We start from the raw sequence: 18,481 nt of genomic DNA, 5'->3' as shown, positions 1-18,481 counted from the left end.
GTGCCGACTACCGGAATCGAACTGGTGACCTACTGATTACAAGTCAGTTGCTCTACCTACTGAGCTAAGTCGGCACACTTTATTCTTTGTGCTTTTGTCCGTGTTATAACATTTCGTTAAGACACCAACAAATCAAATTGTGGTGCCCGGAGGCGGAATCGAACCACCGACACGAGGATTTTCAATCCTCTGCTCTACCGACTGAGCTATCCGGGCAACGGAGCGCTATTAAACGGATTTTCCCGCGTTGCGTCAACCACTTTTTTTAAATAATTTCAAAAAAGTGGTTGTTCGAACGCTTTTTATTCAACTGTCACTACAAAGTTTGCTTCGAGTTAAATTCCTTTTTGAAATTTGTAACTTTTTCTAGGTAGCGACGCGCTTCTGCGTTCGGGTGTTTCTTGGTTAACGCCCAATAAACTTGGTTGGGTTGCAATGAATTAAGATCTTGCATTGCGCGTTTGCGATCACTGCGATGAAATGTGTTTAAAACTCCTCCAGTACCGCCATTGTAAGCTGAAATCATGCTGTACTCGAGAGAGGTAGGGTGGCGGACTTCTCTTAAATAACGATTTTTTAAGATATAGAAATACGCAGTACCAGTATCTATGTTGTTTTCTGGATTAAACAAATATTCAGGGCTTGGTTGGCCCGAGCGCTTTTTCACGAGTTTGAACACATCTCGTCCCGCGGTTTTAGGTACAACTTGCATTAGGCCATATGCATTTGCCCAACTTACCGCGTATGGGTTGAAACTGCTCTCGGTTTTAATAATGGCGTATATCAAGTCTTCTGGAATGTCGTATTTCTTGGAAGCTCGACGCACGATATCGGCGTATTGGTAGCTGCGTGTTGAAAAGTGGTCTTCAACCATGGGAATTTCGACATAATACGCTTTCTTGAAATCTACATTTTTGGTTTTTATTTTATTTGCGATGAGGTATTCCGCAAATCGGTTTGCCCGCCAAGACCATTGAATTGGCTTATTGTCTTGGTCGACAACTTGTTTATACAGGAATGGTTGCCCCTCTAACGTGATACCTTTAGAGGAGAACAAGTCGACGTGCGCGGGATCGTCTGGTGTTAATAAGGTGGTGACAATCGCGTCTTTTAGGTGTTTTTGGGGCTCGGTCGGTGATACGGTCTCTATCGTGATCACGCCTTTGCGAAAGTCGACCTCGGCGCGGCTAAGGTAGTTATCGATGTACTTAACGTAATTACTCTTGCCAGCGTACTTGATTTCTTTTTTACCCCAGCGCTTTTGAATATTGCCTGAAAAGCTATTGATTAAGGCATCTAGCGCCGCAGTATCTTTTTCAAATTGTCCTGGTAGCTCAGCTAAGTTATTGGCAAAACGGTTTGTTGGCTCGTAGTTGACGTCATAAATCTTTTCGACGAATTCACGGCTACAGCCTGCCATTAAAAGTGCGGCAGCAATAAAGACAATTTTTTTCATAAGTATCAGAGTTATTGAAGGTAATAGAAAAATGACACCACAAATGGTTGTGATGTCATTGTTTAACTCAAGCGACTTTATTCGCTCGGAGGTGTGTAACCTTCGATATGAACGTCTTTTCCTTCAAAGAGGAAATTTACCATTTCTGTTTCGATCAGTTTGCGGTGTTCTGGATCCATCATGTTGAGTTTCTTCTCGTTGATCAACATGGTTTGTTTGTGTTGCCACTGAGCCCACGCTTCTTTCGAGATGTTGTCGAAAATGCGTTTACCTAGTTCACCAGGGTAAAGTTGAAAGTCTAGACCTTCGCCTTCTTTCTTTAGTCGAGCACAAAATACAGTGCGGCTCATAATGACTCCTTGTATTCAATTAACGAAGTTCGTGGGGTAGCGTTTCCAGCAATAGTTTTACTGGCGCGGCTAAACCGACTTCTTCAGGTTTAGATAAGTTATACCAAAGACCTTTGTTGCCTTCCATTATCACGTCCGGTTGCTTTGATAAATCAATCAAAATTGGCGTGATATCTAGGTGGTAATGGCTGAATGTATGACGAAAGGTAATCAGTGTTTGCTTCTGTTTGATATTGCTGGCTTGAATGCCGCGTTGATCCAGTAGCAATTCAATGTCGCTTTCTGCATCCACATGTTCGGTTTGTGGGAAGCAGAATAAGCCACCCCAAATGCCTGTTTGTGGTCTTTGCTCCAACCACACCTCATGACCATTTTCGGTGTTGTGGTGAAGCATCACGAAACGAGTTTGCTTGATTGGTTTATCTTTCTTCGGTTTTTTGCCCGGGTAGTCGAGCACATTACCTTGTTGTTTTGCCACACACAGGTCAGCAACAGGGCAGAGGCTACATTTGGGTTTGCTGCGAGTGCAGACCATTGCGCCCATGTCCATCATTGCCTGGTTATACTTATCTACATCCGTTTGTGGGGTATGCGTTTCGGCAATTTCCCACAGCTGGTTTTCAACCTTTTTTTGTCCTGGCCATCCTGCAACTGCGAAACAGCGGGATAGGGTGCGCTTCACGTTACCATCAAGAATCGCGTGTGGTTGTTTATACACAGACGATAAAATGGCGGCAGCGGTAGAGCGACCAATCCCCGGTAGGGCGTTCATTTTCTCTATATCAAGAGGAAACTCACCATTGTATGTAGAGGCGACCTCTTGTGCTGCTTTGTGAAGGTTACGGGCTCGGGCGTAATACCCTAAGCCAGTCCAAAGGTGTAGGACTTCATCTTGCTCAGCATTGGCAAGATCGATTACGGTTGGAAAGCGCTCCAAGAAACGTTGGTAATACGGAATAACCGTAGTGACCTGAGTTTGCTGAAGCATAATTTCAGACAACCAGACACTGTATGCGGTCTTATTTTGTTGCCACGGAAGATCTTTTCTTCCATATGCGTCATACCATTCTAGGATGGCACTGGCGAAAGGTGTCACGACTTGCTCTGTATTCTATTATTGGTTAGGTGCAAAATTGCACCACATAATGGGCAAGAAGTACAACGGATAAACAGTAGGGATATAAAGAGGTGTTTCGTTGCTTTTGGGTTGCCATAGACCAAGAGCTCAACAAATACTTGCACCTAAGTAAATTCTTTGGATAATCCCCGCTTTGATTAATCAATGTGCAGGCAAAATCAATGAGTGAAGTAACCACTAACGAATACAACGAAGACGGAAAGCTGATCCGCAAAATCCGCAGCTTTGTACGCCGTGAAGGGCGTTTGACTAAAGGTCAAGAGAGCGCGATGAATGAATGCTGGCCTACGATGGGTATTGACTTCAAAGCTGAACTTCTCGATTGGAAAGAGGTATTTGGCAACGATAACCCAGTAGTGCTTGAGATCGGTTTTGGTATGGGTGCTTCATTGGTTGAAATGGCAAAGAACGCGCCAGAGAAAAACTTCATCGGTATCGAAGTTCATAGCCCAGGCGTTGGTGCTTGTCTTGCCGATGCTCGCGAAGCGGGAATTACTAACCTGCGTGTAATGTGTCACGATGCGGTAGAAGTATTCGAACACATGATCCCAAATAGCAGCTTATCGACACTGCAATTGTTCTTCCCAGACCCTTGGCATAAGAAGCGTCACCACAAGCGTCGTATTGTTCAATTAGGTTTTGCGGAAATGGTGCGTGAGAAGCTTATCCCTAATGAAGGTATTTTCCACATGGCGACCGACTGGGAAAACTACGCAGAGCACATGATTGAAGTGATGAACCAAGCGCCAGGTTTCGAAAACATTGCTAAAGATGGTGATTTCGTTCCTCGTCCAGACGATCGCCCGCTAACGAAGTTTGAAGCTCGTGGTCACCGTCTTGGTCACGGTGTTTGGGATATCAAATATAAGCGTATTGCGTAACCAGAGGAGTTCATGGGATGTACCATTACGCGATATTAGCGAATCCGGGTCATAACCGAATTTACTTTGATAGCGCAATGACCATTGCCTGTTCTGAGCTAAAAGCAATTTTAGCTTCACAAGGCGTGGATGTGACAGAAATTGGTAGTAAAGACGTTGGCTTACCTGCTGCGTTGGTGTTTTCTTGTCAGGAAGCGCTAACCGATGAGCAGGCGCGAAGAATCGCAGCCTCTTCGATTTACTATGCGCTATTTGAAGTGCGCGAAGATGGTTTACTTCGACCAGTTCAATCGCCCGTATTTAACACTTTCCCGGAAAGTATGAGTCAGATTTTGCGCTACACCGGGAAAACAAACGAGCAGTTTACCCGTTTGATGGTGAATATCGGCATTAGTGCGTCCAATACGGGAAGTGAACAACTGACCTTAATGGATCCAATGTGTGGTAAAGGTACAACCTTATTTGAAGGCTTGATCCACGGTTTGAACGTGGTAGGGGTTGAGATCAACGCCAAGTGGGTGCAAGAGATCCAGACCTTTATTGTTAAGTTCATGAAGAATGGCCGCTTTAAGCACAAAGTGAGCAAAGAAAAGCGCACTGCGGGTGGCAAGAAAGTGGCGGATGGTTTCGTGGTTGAAGCTGCAGCAAATAAAGAAGATTACAACCAAGGCAATCTTCAGTTTATGAAGCTGTATTCGGCTGATACTCGTATCGCTGATCAAGTCGTGAAAAAGAACTCAGTTGATGTGATGGTGTCTGACTTGCCTTATGGCGTGCAGCACGGCAGCAAAAATGCCAAGGACAGCAAACTGAACCGTAGTCCACTAGAGCTTTTAAAAGAGGCTCTGCCTGCATGGAAAGTGGTATTGAAAAAGCAAGGTTCAGTGGTGTTGTCTTTCAATGAATTCACATTGAAATGGAAAGATGTCGCGGCATTATTTGAAGAGCAAGGTTGGAAGGTACTTTCAGAAGAGCCTTACATCGGTTATCTTCACCGTGTTGATCAATCTATCAACCGCAATATTATTGTGGCAGTAAAACCATAATCGACTTGAGTCGAACGAACCCTATGGAAAAGCCAACGACACGTTGGCTTTTTTTACCTCTGAGCTCAACGAGTTCTCTTGTAAATAGAAGGTAGAGAATGAAACCGACAGTGGAAATTTTGACAGATATTTTGGCGGAAGTACGCCCTTTAATCGGCCAAGGTAAAGTGGCTGATTACATTCCTGCTCTGGCAAAAGTACCCAGCAACAAGTTAGGTATTGCGGTATACACCAACGAAGGTGAGGTTATTAAGGCGGGTGATGCCGATGAACCTTTCTCTATCCAATCTATTTCAAAAGCATTGAGCTTGACGTTAGCGATGTGCTTGTACAAGCAAGAAGAAATTTGGTCTCGAGTGGGAAAAGAGCCTTCGGGGCAGGCATTTAATTCGCTAATCCAGCTAGAAATGGAGCAAGGTATTCCTCGTAATCCATTTATAAATGCTGGAGCGATAGTAGTGGCAGATTTGTTACAAACTCGCTTATCTGCACCTCGTCAGCGCCTGTTGGAATTTGTGCGTCAGCTTTCTGGTGATACCCATATTGTGTATGACAAAGTCGTTGCGGCATCCGAAATGATGCATGGTGATCGTAATGCGGCGATTGCATATCTCATGCGTTCGTTTGGCAACTTCGAAAATGAAGTGATTCCAGTACTACAAAATTACTTCCACGCTTGTGCGCTGAAGATGAGTTGCGTCGATTTGGCTAAAACGTTTAGCTATTTAGCAAACAAGGGCACATCGGTACAAACGGGTAAGCCTGTAGTTTCTCCTGTGCAAACCAAACAACTTAATGCACTGTTAGCAACGTGTGGCTTGTATGATGGCGCGGGCGAGTTTGCTTATCGCGTTGGTATGCCTGGTAAGTCTGGTGTTGGTGGTGGCATTATCGCGGTAGTACCTGGTGAAATGACCATTTCAGTATGGTCTCCAGAGCTTGATCCTTCAGGTAACTCGCTTGCGGGTACTAAGGCGCTTGAGCTGCTCTCAGAGCGAATTGGCCGTTCAATTTTCTAATGTTAGAAATGTGTCAACCTTATTTAGGACGGCACAGTTTCTAAATAAAAAGCCTCTCAATTGAGAGGCTTTTTTTGTTTTGGGGTTGCGTTACTCTTCGCTTTCTTCGGCCATAAAGGCTTCGAGCAAATCATTGAGGAAGAGCTTCCCTTTTTCAGTAATTTGCCAGTGGGTAGGCGTTTCACTCAGGTAGCCCATTTCTATCGCCCAGCTGATGGTTTCTTGAATCGTACTAAGTGGTAAGCCCGTGGTGTCCACGTAATCTTGCTTCGGACAGGCTTCGATTAAGCGGAATCGGTTCATAAAGAACTCGAATGGACGATCTTCATCCGCGACGACATGTTCCGTATGCAGATAAGGTTTGACCATATTTTGATAAGCCGCTAAATAGCCTCGCGGGTGTTTTACCTTTGTCGTTCGAATAATACGTCCGTCGGTAAAACTGAGTTTGCCATGAGAGCCACAACCGATACCAAGGTAATCACCAAAGCGCCAGTAGTTGAGGTTGTGCTGACACTGATAGCCCGGCTTGCTGTAACCGGAGATTTCATATTGCACATAACCCGCGGCTGCAAGTTTTTGGTGTCCGAGCTCGAAAATATCCCACAAGTCATCATCGTCAGGTAGCGTTGGTGGCTTGTAGTAGAACATGGTGTTTGGTTCGATGGTCAGCTGATACCAAGACAAGTGCGGCGGTGCCAACTCAATCGCTTTGTCCAAATCTGCCAAGGCTTGTTCGATGCTTTGATCAGGTAAGCCGTGCATGAGATCGAGGTTAAAACTGTTCAAACCGATTTGGTGCGCCAGCTTAGCAGCATTGACGGCTTCGTCTTGGCCGTGAATGCGCCCCAAACGCTCAAGCTTTTGTTGCTCAAAGCTTTGCACGCCGATAGAGATACGCGTTACCCCGGCTTTACGGTAGCCAACAAAACGCTCTGCTTCGATGGTGCCTGGGTTCGCTTCCATGGTTATTTCGATTTCAGGCTTGAACGGAATACGCGCTTCAATGCCCTTAAGTAGACGCTCGATGCCTTCTGCCGAAATCAAACTCGGCGTACCACCACCAATGAAGATTGAATGCAGTGGACGTGGCGCTTCGTTAAGTCGGTATTTCTCAATGTCGGTATCCAAATCTTCTAAAAGGGCACTGATGTACTCTTCTTCTGGAATCTCGGTTTTGAGCGCGTGAGAGTTAAAGTCGCAATACGGGCACTTTTGCACACACCACGGGATGTGTACATACAAGCTGAGTGCTGGGGGCGTTAACATGGTCTAATTCGCTCGTGATTACTGAGACACTTGCTCAGACAGTTGAGCAAACAACGACTTGAGCGCTTTACCGCGGTGAGACAGTTGTTTTTTACGTGCAGGTTCAAGTTCGGCTGACGCACAGTTGTCTTCAGGAACAAAGAAGATTGGGTCGTAGCCAAAACCATTTTCACCGTGAGCTTCAGTTAGAATGCGACCTTCCCATTTACCGTGGCAGACGATAGGCGTTGGGTCGTTCTCGTGACGCATGAGGACTAATACACAGTGGAAACGTGCTGTACGCTCTGCTTCTGGTACGCCTTCCATTGCCGCTAGCAATTTTTCTAGATTCTCTTGATCAGATGCGCTCTCGCCTGCGTAACGTGCAGAGTAAATGCCCGGAGCGCCTTTTAAGAAATCGACTTCTAATCCAGAGTCGTCTGCAATGGCAGGAAGCCCTGTTTCTTGTGCGGCATGGCGAGCTTTAATGATTGCGTTTTCAATGAAAGTTGTACCCGTTTCAGCTACTTCCGATACATTGAATTCACTTTGCGCTAATACTTCAAAGCCGAAGTCAGACAATAAATCTGCCATTTCACGAACTTTGCCTTGGTTACCAGTTGCTAGCACAATTTTTTTCATGGGAATCTCTTTTAATAGTGATAGAGGAGAACAAATCGTTCTCCTCTAGATATTCTTTAACTAATAAGTGGTTTTTAGCCTGCTTAGATCCAAAAGCTTTTGGAACATCACAACCCAATTACTCTTCAACATAAAACTTCTGGGTGAATTTAAGCTTACCTGAGCCTTTGTTTCCAGCTTTTACGTCAATATCGAAAGTAAAAGTTTCTTCGTGGGTAATTGGCAGTTCGGCTAAATAGTATATCGCATTGCCTTCTTTGACTTCACGAAAGGTCAAGGTCTGAGTTTGGCCGATAAGGTTCTTCGCGCGTCCAGCAATTTTTGCTTCTAATGCTGGCTTACCCAATGAAGCTCTATCTAACACGCTAATATTAACCACAGCGAGGTATCCATTACGTTTGATATCGTAGCTACGTGCGACTTTGGGTGTTAGGAATGTTGAGTTAAACGCGACATAGTGTACTTCGATATCTTTCATATTTTTAAACTGATCGGCGAAGCTTGGTAACGACAACAGGCTAATCAGTAATGCGGTAATCCATTTGCTCATTGTTACTTCCTCAAAGCACTTGTTATAAAACAACCATAGCTGCAATTTTACCTTGATCAGGGGGGTAAAAAATGCGTACTCAGTCGTTGGTATTAGTAAGTGTGGTACAAAATCGTAAATAAAAAGCCATCATAAGATGGCTTTAATTTCTGTCGGTATCTGGGTAGGCGATTCTATCCGAATTTGTTTGTGCCGTCCTAATTCACCTTTTTCTATGTGAACCAAGCCCTTAGCGATTTTAAACTGCTTGGCTAAGAACTTAGTTAGGTGTGCATTAGCTTTGCCATCGACAGGTGGAGCAGTAATGGCGATTTTTAGCTCTTCACCATGCAAGCCAACGATTTTATCGCGGCTAGCTTTAGGTTGAATATAGAGCTTCAGGATGATGTCCTCACCATCTTGCCAAACTGCAGCTGACATTATAGCTGGAACCAAATTGGACCAATGATATCGCCCATTAAGAAGTTCGCGAACTGCAAGCCGATAAATAACACCAGTACGCTTAAATCAAGACCACCAATAGCCGGAAGAATACGACGGATTGGAGCGCACATTGGCTCGGTCAGTTGATGGAATACGTACTCGATAGGGCTGCGGCCTTGGCTTACCCAGCTCAAAATTGCACGGATCAATAGTACCCAGAACAATAGGCCACCTGCGGCTTTGATTAATGATAATAAGCCCAAGAATAAGAAGTCAGCGCTGAAAGAGACGGAACCGTTCGAAGCTATTAGGATAAGCACGACAAATTTAAGCACACACAACACGTAGGCAAACAACACGGTTGCTAGGTCAATATTCCCCACGGAAGGGATAACGCGGCGCAATGGACCAATGACCGGCTGAGTCGCTTTTACTATGAATTGCGAGAATGGGTTGTAGAAGTCTGCGCGCGCAGCTTGCAACCAAATTCGCAAAATTACGACCATGATGTACAGGTCAAATAGGGTTGAGATGAGAAAACTCATTGAATTCATAAGGTACCCTTAACAAGTGATGGATGATACTAAACGGAGTTCATCCAAATAATTAAAACAGTTTTTCCATTTCTTCCGCGCGAGCCACAGCAGCTTGCATGGCTTTAGCGACAATATCTGAAAGTTGATGTTCGTTGAATGTACGCAGTGCTTCTGCCGTTGTCCCACCTTTCGATGTTACGTTCTCACGCAGGGTTGATAGCTCAGTTTCTGGGTTGCTAACCACCATACTGGCCGCGCCCAGTGCAGCTTGCTGAACCAATAGTCGAGCGGTCTCTTTATCAAAGCCTTGCGCAATCGCTTCTGCTTGCATCGCTTCCATAAACAGGAAGAAGTATGCTGGAGCACTGCCCGCTGCGGCAATCACATTATTGATGCCAGACTCTTGCTCAACCCAGCATACTTTACCGACCGCTTCCATTAACTCTGCGGCAAAAGCTTTGTCGTGCTCGGTTACATGAGTTGGTGCGAATAACCCACTCATACCCAACCCAAGTTGTGATGGCGTATTTGGCATAACACGAACCAAGTTCAATTTGGTGGCTAGCATATCATCCAATCGTGAACAGTTGATGCCTGCGGCAATAGAAATCACCAGTTTATTAGTGAAATCGATCGATTGCAGTGGTTTACAGACATCAGCCATCATTTGCGGTTTTACAGACAATACCACCACATCCGCCTCGGTCGCAGCTTGGATGTTATCGCTGGTGGTACGGATGCCAAAATCTTGTTCTAGCAGAAGGCGGCGAGCCTCTGAAGGAGCCGTCGCGGTAATGTTTTGCGCTGGGTATCCGTTAGCAACCAAGCCGGAAACAATGGCTCTCACCATGTTGCCAGCACCAATGAAGGCGATTTTTTTATGTTCCATTTGTCTGATTTCCATCATGATATTTAGAATTTGTTGTGCGCTCAGGTGTATAATGGCGCCGCTGTTACTTACTGCTCCTATTGGCGAGTAAGATGATTGCGCATTTACGCTCTAACGATTGACGACATAACTTATGTCGCGAGTGAGCGTTTTGTTGATTTAGCTGTAGTCTCGTGCGCCGAAAATAGCGGTTCCAATACGAACCATTGTACTACCAGCTTCGATTGCAGCGGTCATATCACCACTCATTCCCATTGATAATGTATCGATTTCTGGGAACTGTGCTTCGAGTGTTTGCTTCAACGTAGCCAACTTCTGAAATTCACGGAGTTGTGATTCGTAGTCAGACACGTTGGCAGGAATCGACATCAACCCTCTTAAAGTGAGGTTGGGTAGGCGAGAAATCAACTCCGCCAGCTCGAATACTTCCGCTTCAGTGACACCAGACTTAGATGCCTCACCACTGGTGTTAACCTGAATCAGAACTTGTAGCGGTTTAAGTTCGCTTGGCCGCTGATCATTCAGGCGTTGAGCAATCTTGGTTCGATCGATGGTGTGAACCCAATCGAAATGTTCAGCAACAAGTCGCGATTTATTCGATTGAATCGGGCCAATGAAGTGCCATTCGATTCGATTATCTGGATAATGCTCGGCAAAGTGCTGAACTTTACTGACGCCCTCTTGAACGTAGTTTTCACCAAAGGCGGTTTGTCCCGCTTGGTAGGCTTCGAGAATTGCCTCGACAGGTTTAGTTTTGCTTACCGCTAGAAGTTGCACTGACTCTGGAGTTCGACCACATTTTTGCTCGTCATATCGAATTTGAGAGGTGATATGTTCAATATTTTGTTGAATACTACTCATAGCTGTACTTTAGACTTAAGGATTTTAAATGGATATCACTGAGTTACTGGATTTTAGTGTAAAACATAATGCCTCGGATCTACATCTTTCTGCAGGTGTCCCACCAATGGTTCGTATTGATGGGGATGTGAGAAAACTAGGCATTCCAGCGTTTACACACCAAGAAGTGCATCGTTTGGTTTTCGAAATCATGAACGATGCCCAACGCAGTGAGTTCGAAGAAAAACTCGAAGTCGATTTCTCTTTTGAGTTGCATAACGTTGGCCGTTTCCGTGTCAACGCTTTCAACCAATCTCGCGGTTGTGCGGCAGTATTCCGTACCATTCCAAGTAGCATTCCAACTCTGGAAGAGCTAGAAGCGCCAGAGATCTTCAAAAAAATTGCGAACGCTGAAAAAGGCTTAGTTCTGGTCACTGGCCCAACAGGTTCAGGTAAATCGACGACCTTAGCAGCCATTGTTGACTACATTAACCGTAATCACAACAAGCACGTACTCACAATTGAAGATCCGATTGAATTTGTTCACAACAACAATAAATGTTTGATCAACCAGCGTGAAGTTCACCGTGACACCCATAGTTTCCAAAATGCTTTGCGTAGTGCATTGCGCGAAGACCCAGACGTTATTCTGGTTGGTGAGATGCGTGACAAAGAAACCATCAGCCTTGCCTTAACGGCGGCAGAAACGGGTCACTTAGTTTTCGGGACGTTGCACACCAGCTCGGCGGCAAAAACCATTGACCGTATTATCGATGTGTTTCCTGGTAGTGATAAAGATATGGTTCGCTCGATGCTATCTGAGTCTCTTCGTTCGGTTATCGCGCAAAAGCTTCTGAAGCGTAATGGTGGTGGACGTATTGCATGCCATGAAATTATGATGGCAACGCCTGCGATTCGTAACTTGATCCGCGAAGACAAAGTCGCGCAGATGTATTCGATCATTCAAACAGGTGCGGCTCACGGCATGCAAACCATGGAGCAAAATGCTCGTCAGTTAATGGCGCAAGGCATGGTTGCTCGTGAAGAGGTCGATAGTAAGATCGGATTAGAAGTGCAGCAATTCTCGTAACGTTCATACAGATAATGGTGAATACGGAAGATGGATCTAGATAAATTTCTCGAAGGCATGCTGGCGCTGAAAGCGTCGGATCTTTACATCACGGTTGGAGCGCCAATTCTATTTCGTGTGGATGGCGAATTGCGTCCGCAAGGGGAAAAACTCACCGAGAGTGATGTGGCTGCATTACTCGACAGCGCTATGGAACCAGATCGGCGTCAGGAATTTCGTAAAAGTCGCGAGTCGAATTTTGCCATTGTGAGAGATTGTGGTCGCTTCCGTGTGAGTGCCTTTTTTCAACGCGAGTTACCAGGCGCAGTGATTCGTCGTATTGAAACTAATATCCCTACTTTTGAGCAGTTAAAGTTACCGTTAGTGTTGCAAGATTTGGCGATAGCTAAGCGTGGTTTGGTGCTGGTGGTCGGTGCTACTGGATCGGGTAAATCGACCACCATGGCGGCGATGACAGGCTATCGAAACAGCAATAAAACCGGGCACATTTTGACGGTCGAAGATCCGATCGAGTTCGTGCATGAACACAAGCGCTGTATCGTGACTCAACGTGAAGTTGGGTTAGATACGGAAAGCTATGAAGTTGCGCTTAAAAACTCGCTGCGCCAAGCACCAGATATGATTTTGATTGGTGAGATCCGTAGCCGTGAAACAATGGAATACGCGATGACCTTCGCCGAAACGGGTCACCTGTGTATGGCAACGTTGCACGCCAACAATGCAAACCAAGCTTTAGAGCGCATTCTTCACTTGGTACCGAAAGATCAAAAAGAACAATTCTTGTTCGATTTGTCGATGAACCTAAAAGGCGTGGTTGGTCAGCAGCTGATCCGAGATAAAAATGGGCAGGGACGTCATGGTGTATTTGAGATCTTGCTAAATAGCCCACGTGTGTCGGATTTGATTCGTCGCGGAGATTTACATGAGTTGAAGTCAACCATGGCTCGCTCAAATGAGTTTGGTATGCTGACGTTCGATCAATCTCTTTATAAGTTAGTGATGCAAGGTAAGATCAGCGAAGAGGATGCACTACATAGTGCCGACTCGGCAAATGATCTGCGCCTGATGTTGAAAACGCAGCGTGGTGAAGCATTCTCTACGGGCAGTTTGGCAAACGTTAAGATCGATATGGATTAATCCAATCCAGAAACAAAAAAGGTTGGCAGAAGCCAACCTTTTTTCATTGTGCTTGAAGTGTTTACTCACCCCAAAGGGCTTCAAACCAGCTTTCTAGAATCACCACCGCTGACTGGCAGTCAACATTACCTTTCGATAGGGCTTTGTAGCCGCCCATGCTGAACAACTCCGCACGAGCTTCTGCAGTAGATAAACGCTCATCATGCAGCTCAACAGGCAATCCGTATCGGCCTTGCAGACGCTTAGCAAATTTTCGTGCACGAGGGGTTATGGTCTCAAGGTCTTTACCATGCAGATCGGTCGGTAAACCGACCACTAGCAAATCTGGTTGCCACTCTTTGATTTGCTTTTCGATATCGTCCCAGTTTGGAATACCGTCATTGGCTTTAAAGGCTTTTAATGGGGAAGCTGTACCAGTAATTTCTTGGCCAATAGCGCTACCAATGCTTTTGGTTCCAAAGTCAAAAGCCATAATTGTGCGTGACATAAGGTGTCTCTATCTAATGTAACTGTATATTTGGACTAAGCATGTCCAGAGTCTGCTGAAAGGTGACTTGGGTCGATACCCAGCTTTTCGACCGCTTTCTTCCAACGCTCGTTGATTGGTGTATTAAAGATAATTTCAGGCGTCGCTTCAATGGTGAGCCAAGAGTTTTCGACCAGCTCACTTTCTAATTGGCCTGCACTCCAACCGGAGTAGCCAAGTGCCACTAAGTAATCACTTGGTTCTGCTTCTGTTCCTAACACCGACAGAATATCACGCGAAGTGGTTACCGCGAGGTCATCGGTCATTTGGACGCTGGACTCGTAGTAATCTTTGGGTTTATGCAAAATAAAACCACGATCTTCCGAGATTGGGCCGCCATTGTAGACTGGTCTATCTAGACTGGCTTCAAACAGGCGCGGGTGTACTGGCTGAACTTCCACCTGCTTGAGCATGTTGCCGACGGTGATATCAACAGGAGCATTGATCATCAGCCCCATAGCGCCGTCTTCGTTGTGCTCACAAACGTAGATCACGCTGTTTTGAAAGTACGGATCTTTCATCCCAGGCATGGCAACCAAAAAGTGATTTGTGAGATTCATACTCATATTGACCCTTAACTCTCGTAAATGCCCTTAAGCAAACATCATACAGTTTACCATCTAGGTATGTGCATGAGTTTGCTTAAGTTAATGTACTACGCTCTCTATTAACTGTAATACAGTTTGAGTTATTCGCCTTTTACTCGACGCTCAATCGCATCCATCAGCTTGCCTGTGATTGAGATATCAAAAGCAGCTTCAATTTCGCGAATACAGGTTGGGCTGGTGACGTTGATTTCTGTTAGCTTGTCGCCAATTACGTCAAGGCCAACAAAGATAAGGCCTTTTTCTTTCAGTGTCGGAGCAACGGTTTGCGCAATTTTGAGGTCGGTTTCGCTTAGCGGACGAGCTTCACCAGTACCACCAGCGGCTAGGTTGCCGCGCGTTTCGCCTTTAGCAGGAATGCGTGCTAGACAGTAAGGCATAGGTTCGCCATCTACCACTAGGATACGTTTGTCACCGTTGCTGATGTCTGGCACGAAGGTTTGTGCCATTGCGTAGTTTTGACCGTGGTTAGTCAATGTCTCGATGATCACAGAGACGTTTGGATCGTTTTCTTTTACACGGAAGATGGACGCGCCACCCATACCATCAAGCGGTTTCAGGATGACATCACCATGTTTTTCACGAAATTCTTTAATTTTCTCTGCTTTTCGCGTCACGATCGTTGTAGGTGTCAGCTCTGGGAACCATGCCGTAAACAGCTTTTCGTTACAATCACGTAAGCTTTGAGGCTTGTTAACGATCAGTGCGCCTTGTTCTTCTGCACGCTCAAGGATGTAAGTCGCGTAGATGTATTCAGTATCAAACGGAGGATCTTTACGCATTAGCACCGCGTCTAGCTCAGACAGTTCGATAGTTTGCTCTGATTTGAACTCGTACCAACCGTTTGGATCTTCTTTTAGTTCTACCACTTTAGTATCTGCAATGGCAACGCCTTGATCGAGATGCAGATCATTCATTTCCATGTAGTGGATTTCATAGCCGCGTCGTTGCGCTTCAAGCATCATGGCAAAGCTAGAGTCTTTTTTGATGTTAATGGACGAGATTGGGTCCATTACGATACCGAGTTTGATCATTATTTTTCTCCGTTTTAACCAAGATCGCCGAAACGAACTTGTAAGGCTGTAATTGCTGTCAGAGCCGCTGTTTCGGTACGCAGAACGCGAGGGCCGAGTAGCGTTTCTTCAAATTGGTATTCTCGAGTCATCTCGATCTCTTCAGACGATAAACCGCCTTCAGGACCGATCAGTAGGCGCACTTTTTCAACCGGGGTTGGCAAAGTGTTGATTGAGTATTTAGCACGAGGGTGAAGGTTAAGCTTTAAACCATCGTACTCTTCTTGACACCACTCTTCCAAGCTCATAATTGGACGAATTTCGGGCACGACATTACGCCCACATTGCTCACAGGCACTGATGGCGATTTTCTGCCATTGCGCGAGTTTTTTCTCAAAACGCTTTTGGTCAAGCTTGACGCCACAACGTTCAGAAATCAGAGGAGTGATGGTATTGACGCCAAGTTCAACAGACTTTTGGATGGTGAACTCCATCTTATCGCCACGTGAAATGACTTGACCAAGGTGCAGATCTAAAGGGGATTCAATACTGTTTTCTACGCGCTCGGTGATGTTAACCAAAACTGATTTCTTGCTGACTTCACTGATAACCGCTGGGAACTCTGCGCCACTGCCGTCAAAAAGGAGAACGTCTTGGCCTTCTTTCATGCGCAAAACACGACCGATATGGCCTGCTGCGTCGTCACTTAAAGCAAGTGAGCCAAGTTGATGAATGGTTTCTGGATGATAAATTCGAGGGGTACGCATGAGATTTCCAGCAAGAGAATAAACTTAAACCCTAACATGGATGCTTTGCACCGAAAAAACAAGGGGCAAGAAGCGTTTCAATATCAGTAATTGAAACGCTTCGAGGTCGGAGGTTACAGTGCGCGGCAGGCTTCTTGAACAAATGGGTTGTGATTGCCCTGTACTTTTGCAATGCGCTCGTCACGCTCACATTCCCATTTATCGACAGGATAGGTTTTGTTCCAAGCACTCATTAATTGCGTTTGCTGCTTCGACAGTTTGAAACCGTACTCTTTGCTCATGTATAGATAGGTACGAGCAATTGAGCCACGCGCACGGTCTGGTGGCATGACTTTACGCTGCTTAAAGTTCACTTGCATCTCACAGCGACCATAACTCACGCCATCCATACCGTTCCATTGGCTGAAGTTGTAGTTCGAACGGTCACCGTTTACTTCACCAATAGCAGGAGTTAGGTTGTGCAAGTCTGCTTCCATCAAACGAAAAGTTTTGTCTTTTTTCTTACAGTTTTTACGTCCGCCATCTTGCCAGCATTGACGCTGGTGGCCAAATTGCCACGCAGGAACAACGTGCTCCCATTCGATTCGTGCAGCCCGTTTTTCTTGTTTACGGACTTGGTAGCCGCAAGAGGCTAAATCGGGTAAGCCTTTCTTGCCTTGCCATTGAATGTTACAGCCACAGTAGAAGCTTGTTGGGTGGTCTTGATAAATTTTGACCGCCTCACGTTTGGCTGCAGAGAATGAGCTCGGTGGCGCGGCAATCGCAGTGCTAGAAAGCGCGATAAGCAACAGAGAGAGTAAGTATTTCATGATAAAAGTCTTTATAAAGTATGACTTTATTCATGATAACACGCATAAAATAGCTTTAGTGATGAGTAAGTTAACAATAAGTGGCGAAGGGAAGGTTTTGATCAACTCGATCTTTATTTTGGGAACGCAAGTAACACTATGAGGTAAGGGCTACGATAACTGAATGCCGGTGAAGTTAAGTGGTTGGCGGCACTTTTGACAAGAGTACGTCGCCTCTTTGCGCAGTACTTTATTATGACGGCGAATCGATAGAGGGTAGGTCATACAACCACAACGATACTCAAAGGTTTTACCTTGAACGGATTTTACTTCAAAGTTGTGAGTGGTTTTGGCTGGCACTTTAAATACGGCTTCCATGACGCCTTTCCATTCTTTACCGTGAGGCCTAACTCGCCCGTAAACCTGATAAGTAATCAGGTGCGCTACCTCATGAGGAATGACTTCATCTAAGAATGCTTGGGTGTTTTCACGAAATAAAACAGGGTTTAGGCGTACTTGATTTAATTGAAGGTAGGCTTTTCCTGCTGCTTTCCCACGGACGTCGAAGGTGATTGTTGGAATCGGGAAAGAACGTTTGAAAGCTTGTTCCGCCATCGCGATGCAGTCCGCCATCACTTGCTTGGCTTTATAGCTGAGTTCTATATCCACAATTCACCTCGATAAATCAAATAAAAAGCCCCCGCATTTGCGAGGGCCAGATCATAGCATCAGTTAATTATGGTGTGTGTTTTTTCTTGATGGTGGCATGGTAAGCGTGCCATGTACCGTAGCCTAGAATTGGCATGGTAAACAACATTCCGATCCCGTAGGTCGCAAAGCCGATAAGAATACCGCCACAGATGATCGCTGCCCAAACAATCATTGCTGGAATGTTGGATTTCACGGCATTAAAGCTGGTAAATACAGCGGTCATCATGTCTACGCGACGCTCCATCATGAGCGGAATAGAAAAGGCTGAAATGCTAAACACCACACAAGCCAAGACAAAGCCAACTAAAGAGCCGATGACAAGGAAGGGTAGGAACTCACTTAAAGATGCCCCTTGAACAGAAGGGTAGAGCGCATGAAGTAGAGCGGCAATGCGCATCCAAAATATCATACACACTGCGAGTAACACGGCGAATGCCCATTGAGATGTTGAGTTACGACCGATCGCTTTCATGGAATGGAACAAGCTTGCTTTGTGTCCGCGCTCTCTCTCCCAACTGGCATCATACAAGCCGAGCGCGAGAAATGGACCGATTAACATGTAAACAATCAAACTGGGCATGACGACCAAGTGTGTGCCTTGCCACTGTACGAGCAAAACAATGCCTATCGCAGCCGCCATAAAACAGATGCCATAGAAAGCACTGATGAGGGGCATTCGCACGAAATCATGCAGACCTAATGCGAGCCAATGAAAAGGTGCAGAAAGATTGACCGTATTACACGGTATGGTTCTGGCGTATTCGTTATCTGGCACTTCCTTTCGCTTGTTGTGGAAGTCCGATGGATTAACAGTTCGAGGCATAAC

Annotated in this window: 22 protein-coding genes and 2 tRNA genes; 5 read left to right on the top strand and 19 right to left on the bottom strand. The window is 45.5% G+C overall.

Going from position 1 to position 18,481, the window contains the following annotated elements:
* Window position 1: 1 nt before the first annotated feature.
* The 5 genes from R7E00_RS14565 to mutY all read right to left on the bottom strand — a co-directional run bounded on the left by R7E00_RS14565 (window position 2) and on the right by mutY (window position 2,902).
* A tRNA-Thr gene (locus R7E00_RS14565) sits at window positions 2–74 on the bottom strand.
* A gap of 66 nt (window positions 75–140) precedes the next feature.
* Window positions 141–216, bottom strand: a tRNA-Phe gene (locus R7E00_RS14560).
* 100 nt (window positions 217–316) lie between these two features.
* The gene (gene mltC, locus R7E00_RS14555) at window positions 317–1,456 is read right to left on the bottom strand and encodes a membrane-bound lytic murein transglycosylase MltC (RefSeq protein ID WP_005381001.1); all 1,140 of its coding nucleotides are present in this window, start codon (window positions 1,454–1,456) and stop codon (window positions 317–319) included.
* A 77-nt stretch (window positions 1,457–1,533) separates the two neighbouring features.
* Window positions 1,534–1,806 (bottom strand): oxidative damage protection protein, encoded by a 273-nt coding sequence (locus R7E00_RS14550; protein ID WP_005381002.1) that lies wholly within the window; start codon window positions 1,804–1,806, stop codon window positions 1,534–1,536.
* A gap of 19 nt (window positions 1,807–1,825) precedes the next feature.
* Entirely contained in the window at window positions 1,826–2,902 is a 1,077-nt protein-coding gene (mutY, locus tag R7E00_RS14545; RefSeq protein ID WP_017635575.1) for an A/G-specific adenine glycosylase, read from the bottom strand.
* Between the two features lie 203 nt (window positions 2,903–3,105).
* Between mutY and trmB the strand changes: the two genes are divergently transcribed.
* The 3 genes from trmB (at window position 3,106) to glsB (ending at window position 5,890) form a co-directional block, all read left to right on the top strand.
* Entirely contained in the window at window positions 3,106–3,825 is a 720-nt protein-coding gene (gene trmB / locus R7E00_RS14540; RefSeq protein ID WP_238952120.1) for a tRNA (guanosine(46)-N7)-methyltransferase TrmB, read from the top strand.
* Window positions 3,826–3,842: 17 nt separating this feature from the next.
* Window positions 3,843–4,871: a TRM11 family SAM-dependent methyltransferase gene (locus R7E00_RS14535; RefSeq protein ID WP_053304146.1), complete on the top strand. Its 1,029-nt coding sequence runs from the start codon at window positions 3,843–3,845 to the stop codon at window positions 4,869–4,871.
* 98 nt (window positions 4,872–4,969) lie between these two features.
* On the top strand, window positions 4,970–5,890 hold the full coding sequence (glsB, locus tag R7E00_RS14530) for a glutaminase B (RefSeq protein WP_005381007.1): 921 nt from the start codon (window positions 4,970–4,972) through the stop codon (window positions 5,888–5,890).
* Between the two features lie 90 nt (window positions 5,891–5,980).
* Here glsB and hemW read toward each other — a convergent pair whose 3' ends face one another.
* The 7 genes from hemW to R7E00_RS14495 all read right to left on the bottom strand — a co-directional run bounded on the left by hemW (window position 5,981) and on the right by R7E00_RS14495 (window position 11,039).
* Window positions 5,981–7,159: a radical SAM family heme chaperone HemW gene (gene hemW / locus R7E00_RS14525; protein ID WP_017635577.1), complete on the bottom strand. Its 1,179-nt coding sequence runs from the start codon at window positions 7,157–7,159 to the stop codon at window positions 5,981–5,983.
* Between the two features lie 18 nt (window positions 7,160–7,177).
* The gene (locus R7E00_RS14520) at window positions 7,178–7,780 is read right to left on the bottom strand and encodes an XTP/dITP diphosphatase (RefSeq protein ID WP_005381009.1); all 603 of its coding nucleotides are present in this window, start codon (window positions 7,778–7,780) and stop codon (window positions 7,178–7,180) included.
* Between the two features lie 118 nt (window positions 7,781–7,898).
* A complete protein-coding gene (locus R7E00_RS14515; RefSeq protein WP_005381010.1) occupies window positions 7,899–8,330 on the bottom strand; it encodes a DUF4426 domain-containing protein in 432 nt (143 codons plus the stop codon).
* A 129-nt stretch (window positions 8,331–8,459) separates the two neighbouring features.
* Complete coding sequence (yggU, locus tag R7E00_RS14510; protein WP_005393980.1) at window positions 8,460–8,750, bottom strand: DUF167 family protein YggU; 291 nt, start codon at window positions 8,748–8,750, stop codon at window positions 8,460–8,462.
* Window positions 8,750–9,307, bottom strand: a complete 558-nt coding sequence (locus R7E00_RS14505) for a YggT family protein (protein ID WP_005381012.1) — start codon at window positions 9,305–9,307, stop codon at window positions 8,750–8,752. The genes yggU and R7E00_RS14505 overlap by 1 nt, the downstream gene beginning before the upstream one ends.
* Window positions 9,308–9,359: 52 nt before the next feature.
* Complete coding sequence (proC, locus tag R7E00_RS14500) at window positions 9,360–10,178, bottom strand: pyrroline-5-carboxylate reductase (RefSeq protein WP_005381013.1); 819 nt, start codon at window positions 10,176–10,178, stop codon at window positions 9,360–9,362.
* A gap of 159 nt (window positions 10,179–10,337) precedes the next feature.
* Window positions 10,338–11,039 (bottom strand): YggS family pyridoxal phosphate-dependent enzyme, encoded by a 702-nt coding sequence (locus R7E00_RS14495; protein WP_005384521.1) that lies wholly within the window; start codon window positions 11,037–11,039, stop codon window positions 10,338–10,340.
* Window positions 11,040–11,067: 28 nt separating this feature from the next.
* On the opposite strand from R7E00_RS14495, the gene R7E00_RS14490 reads away from it, so the two are divergent.
* Window positions 11,068–12,108, top strand: coding sequence for a type IV pilus twitching motility protein PilT (locus R7E00_RS14490; protein WP_005381015.1), 1,041 nt, complete (start codon window positions 11,068–11,070; stop codon window positions 12,106–12,108).
* Window positions 12,109–12,138: 30 nt separating this feature from the next.
* Window positions 12,139–13,245: a PilT/PilU family type 4a pilus ATPase gene (locus tag R7E00_RS14485; RefSeq protein ID WP_005381016.1), complete on the top strand. Its 1,107-nt coding sequence runs from the start codon at window positions 12,139–12,141 to the stop codon at window positions 13,243–13,245.
* 61 nt (window positions 13,246–13,306) lie between these two features.
* Here the strand turns inward: R7E00_RS14485 and ruvX are convergent, their stop codons facing one another.
* The 7 genes from ruvX to R7E00_RS14450 form a co-directional block, all read right to left on the bottom strand.
* Window positions 13,307–13,732, bottom strand: coding sequence for a Holliday junction resolvase RuvX (gene ruvX / locus R7E00_RS14480; protein WP_005381017.1), 426 nt, complete (start codon window positions 13,730–13,732; stop codon window positions 13,307–13,309).
* A gap of 35 nt (window positions 13,733–13,767) precedes the next feature.
* Window positions 13,768–14,331 carry a YqgE/AlgH family protein gene (locus tag R7E00_RS14475; RefSeq protein WP_005381020.1) on the bottom strand — a complete coding sequence of 188 codons (564 nt, stop codon included), beginning with the start codon at window positions 14,329–14,331 and terminating at the stop codon, window positions 13,768–13,770.
* 128 nt (window positions 14,332–14,459) lie between these two features.
* Window positions 14,460–15,410 carry a glutathione synthase gene (gene gshB, locus R7E00_RS14470; RefSeq protein ID WP_005381021.1) on the bottom strand — a complete coding sequence of 317 codons (951 nt, stop codon included), beginning with the start codon at window positions 15,408–15,410 and terminating at the stop codon, window positions 14,460–14,462.
* Between the two features lie 14 nt (window positions 15,411–15,424).
* A complete protein-coding gene (gene rsmE, locus R7E00_RS14465; protein WP_053304141.1) occupies window positions 15,425–16,156 on the bottom strand; it encodes a 16S rRNA (uracil(1498)-N(3))-methyltransferase in 732 nt (243 codons plus the stop codon).
* A 113-nt stretch (window positions 16,157–16,269) separates the two neighbouring features.
* Window positions 16,270–16,965: a deoxyribonuclease I gene (gene endA, locus R7E00_RS14460; RefSeq protein ID WP_053306786.1), complete on the bottom strand. Its 696-nt coding sequence runs from the start codon at window positions 16,963–16,965 to the stop codon at window positions 16,270–16,272.
* Window positions 16,966–17,115: 150 nt separating this feature from the next.
* On the bottom strand, window positions 17,116–17,613 hold the full coding sequence (locus R7E00_RS14455) for a SprT family zinc-dependent metalloprotease (RefSeq protein ID WP_262606373.1): 498 nt from the start codon (window positions 17,611–17,613) through the stop codon (window positions 17,116–17,118).
* Between the two features lie 67 nt (window positions 17,614–17,680).
* Window positions 17,681–18,478, bottom strand: coding sequence for a DUF2189 domain-containing protein (locus R7E00_RS14450; protein WP_005393959.1), 798 nt, complete (start codon window positions 18,476–18,478; stop codon window positions 17,681–17,683).
* Between the last annotated feature and the right edge of the window lie 3 nt (window positions 18,479–18,481).

Source organism: Vibrio sp. Vb1755, from assembly GCF_033338635.1.
Taxonomy (GTDB): Bacteria; Pseudomonadota; Gammaproteobacteria; order Enterobacterales; family Vibrionaceae; genus Vibrio; species Vibrio alginolyticus.
The sequence above is the reverse complement of the archived record's forward strand: the minus strand, read 5'-3'. Positions and strand labels throughout refer to the sequence as shown.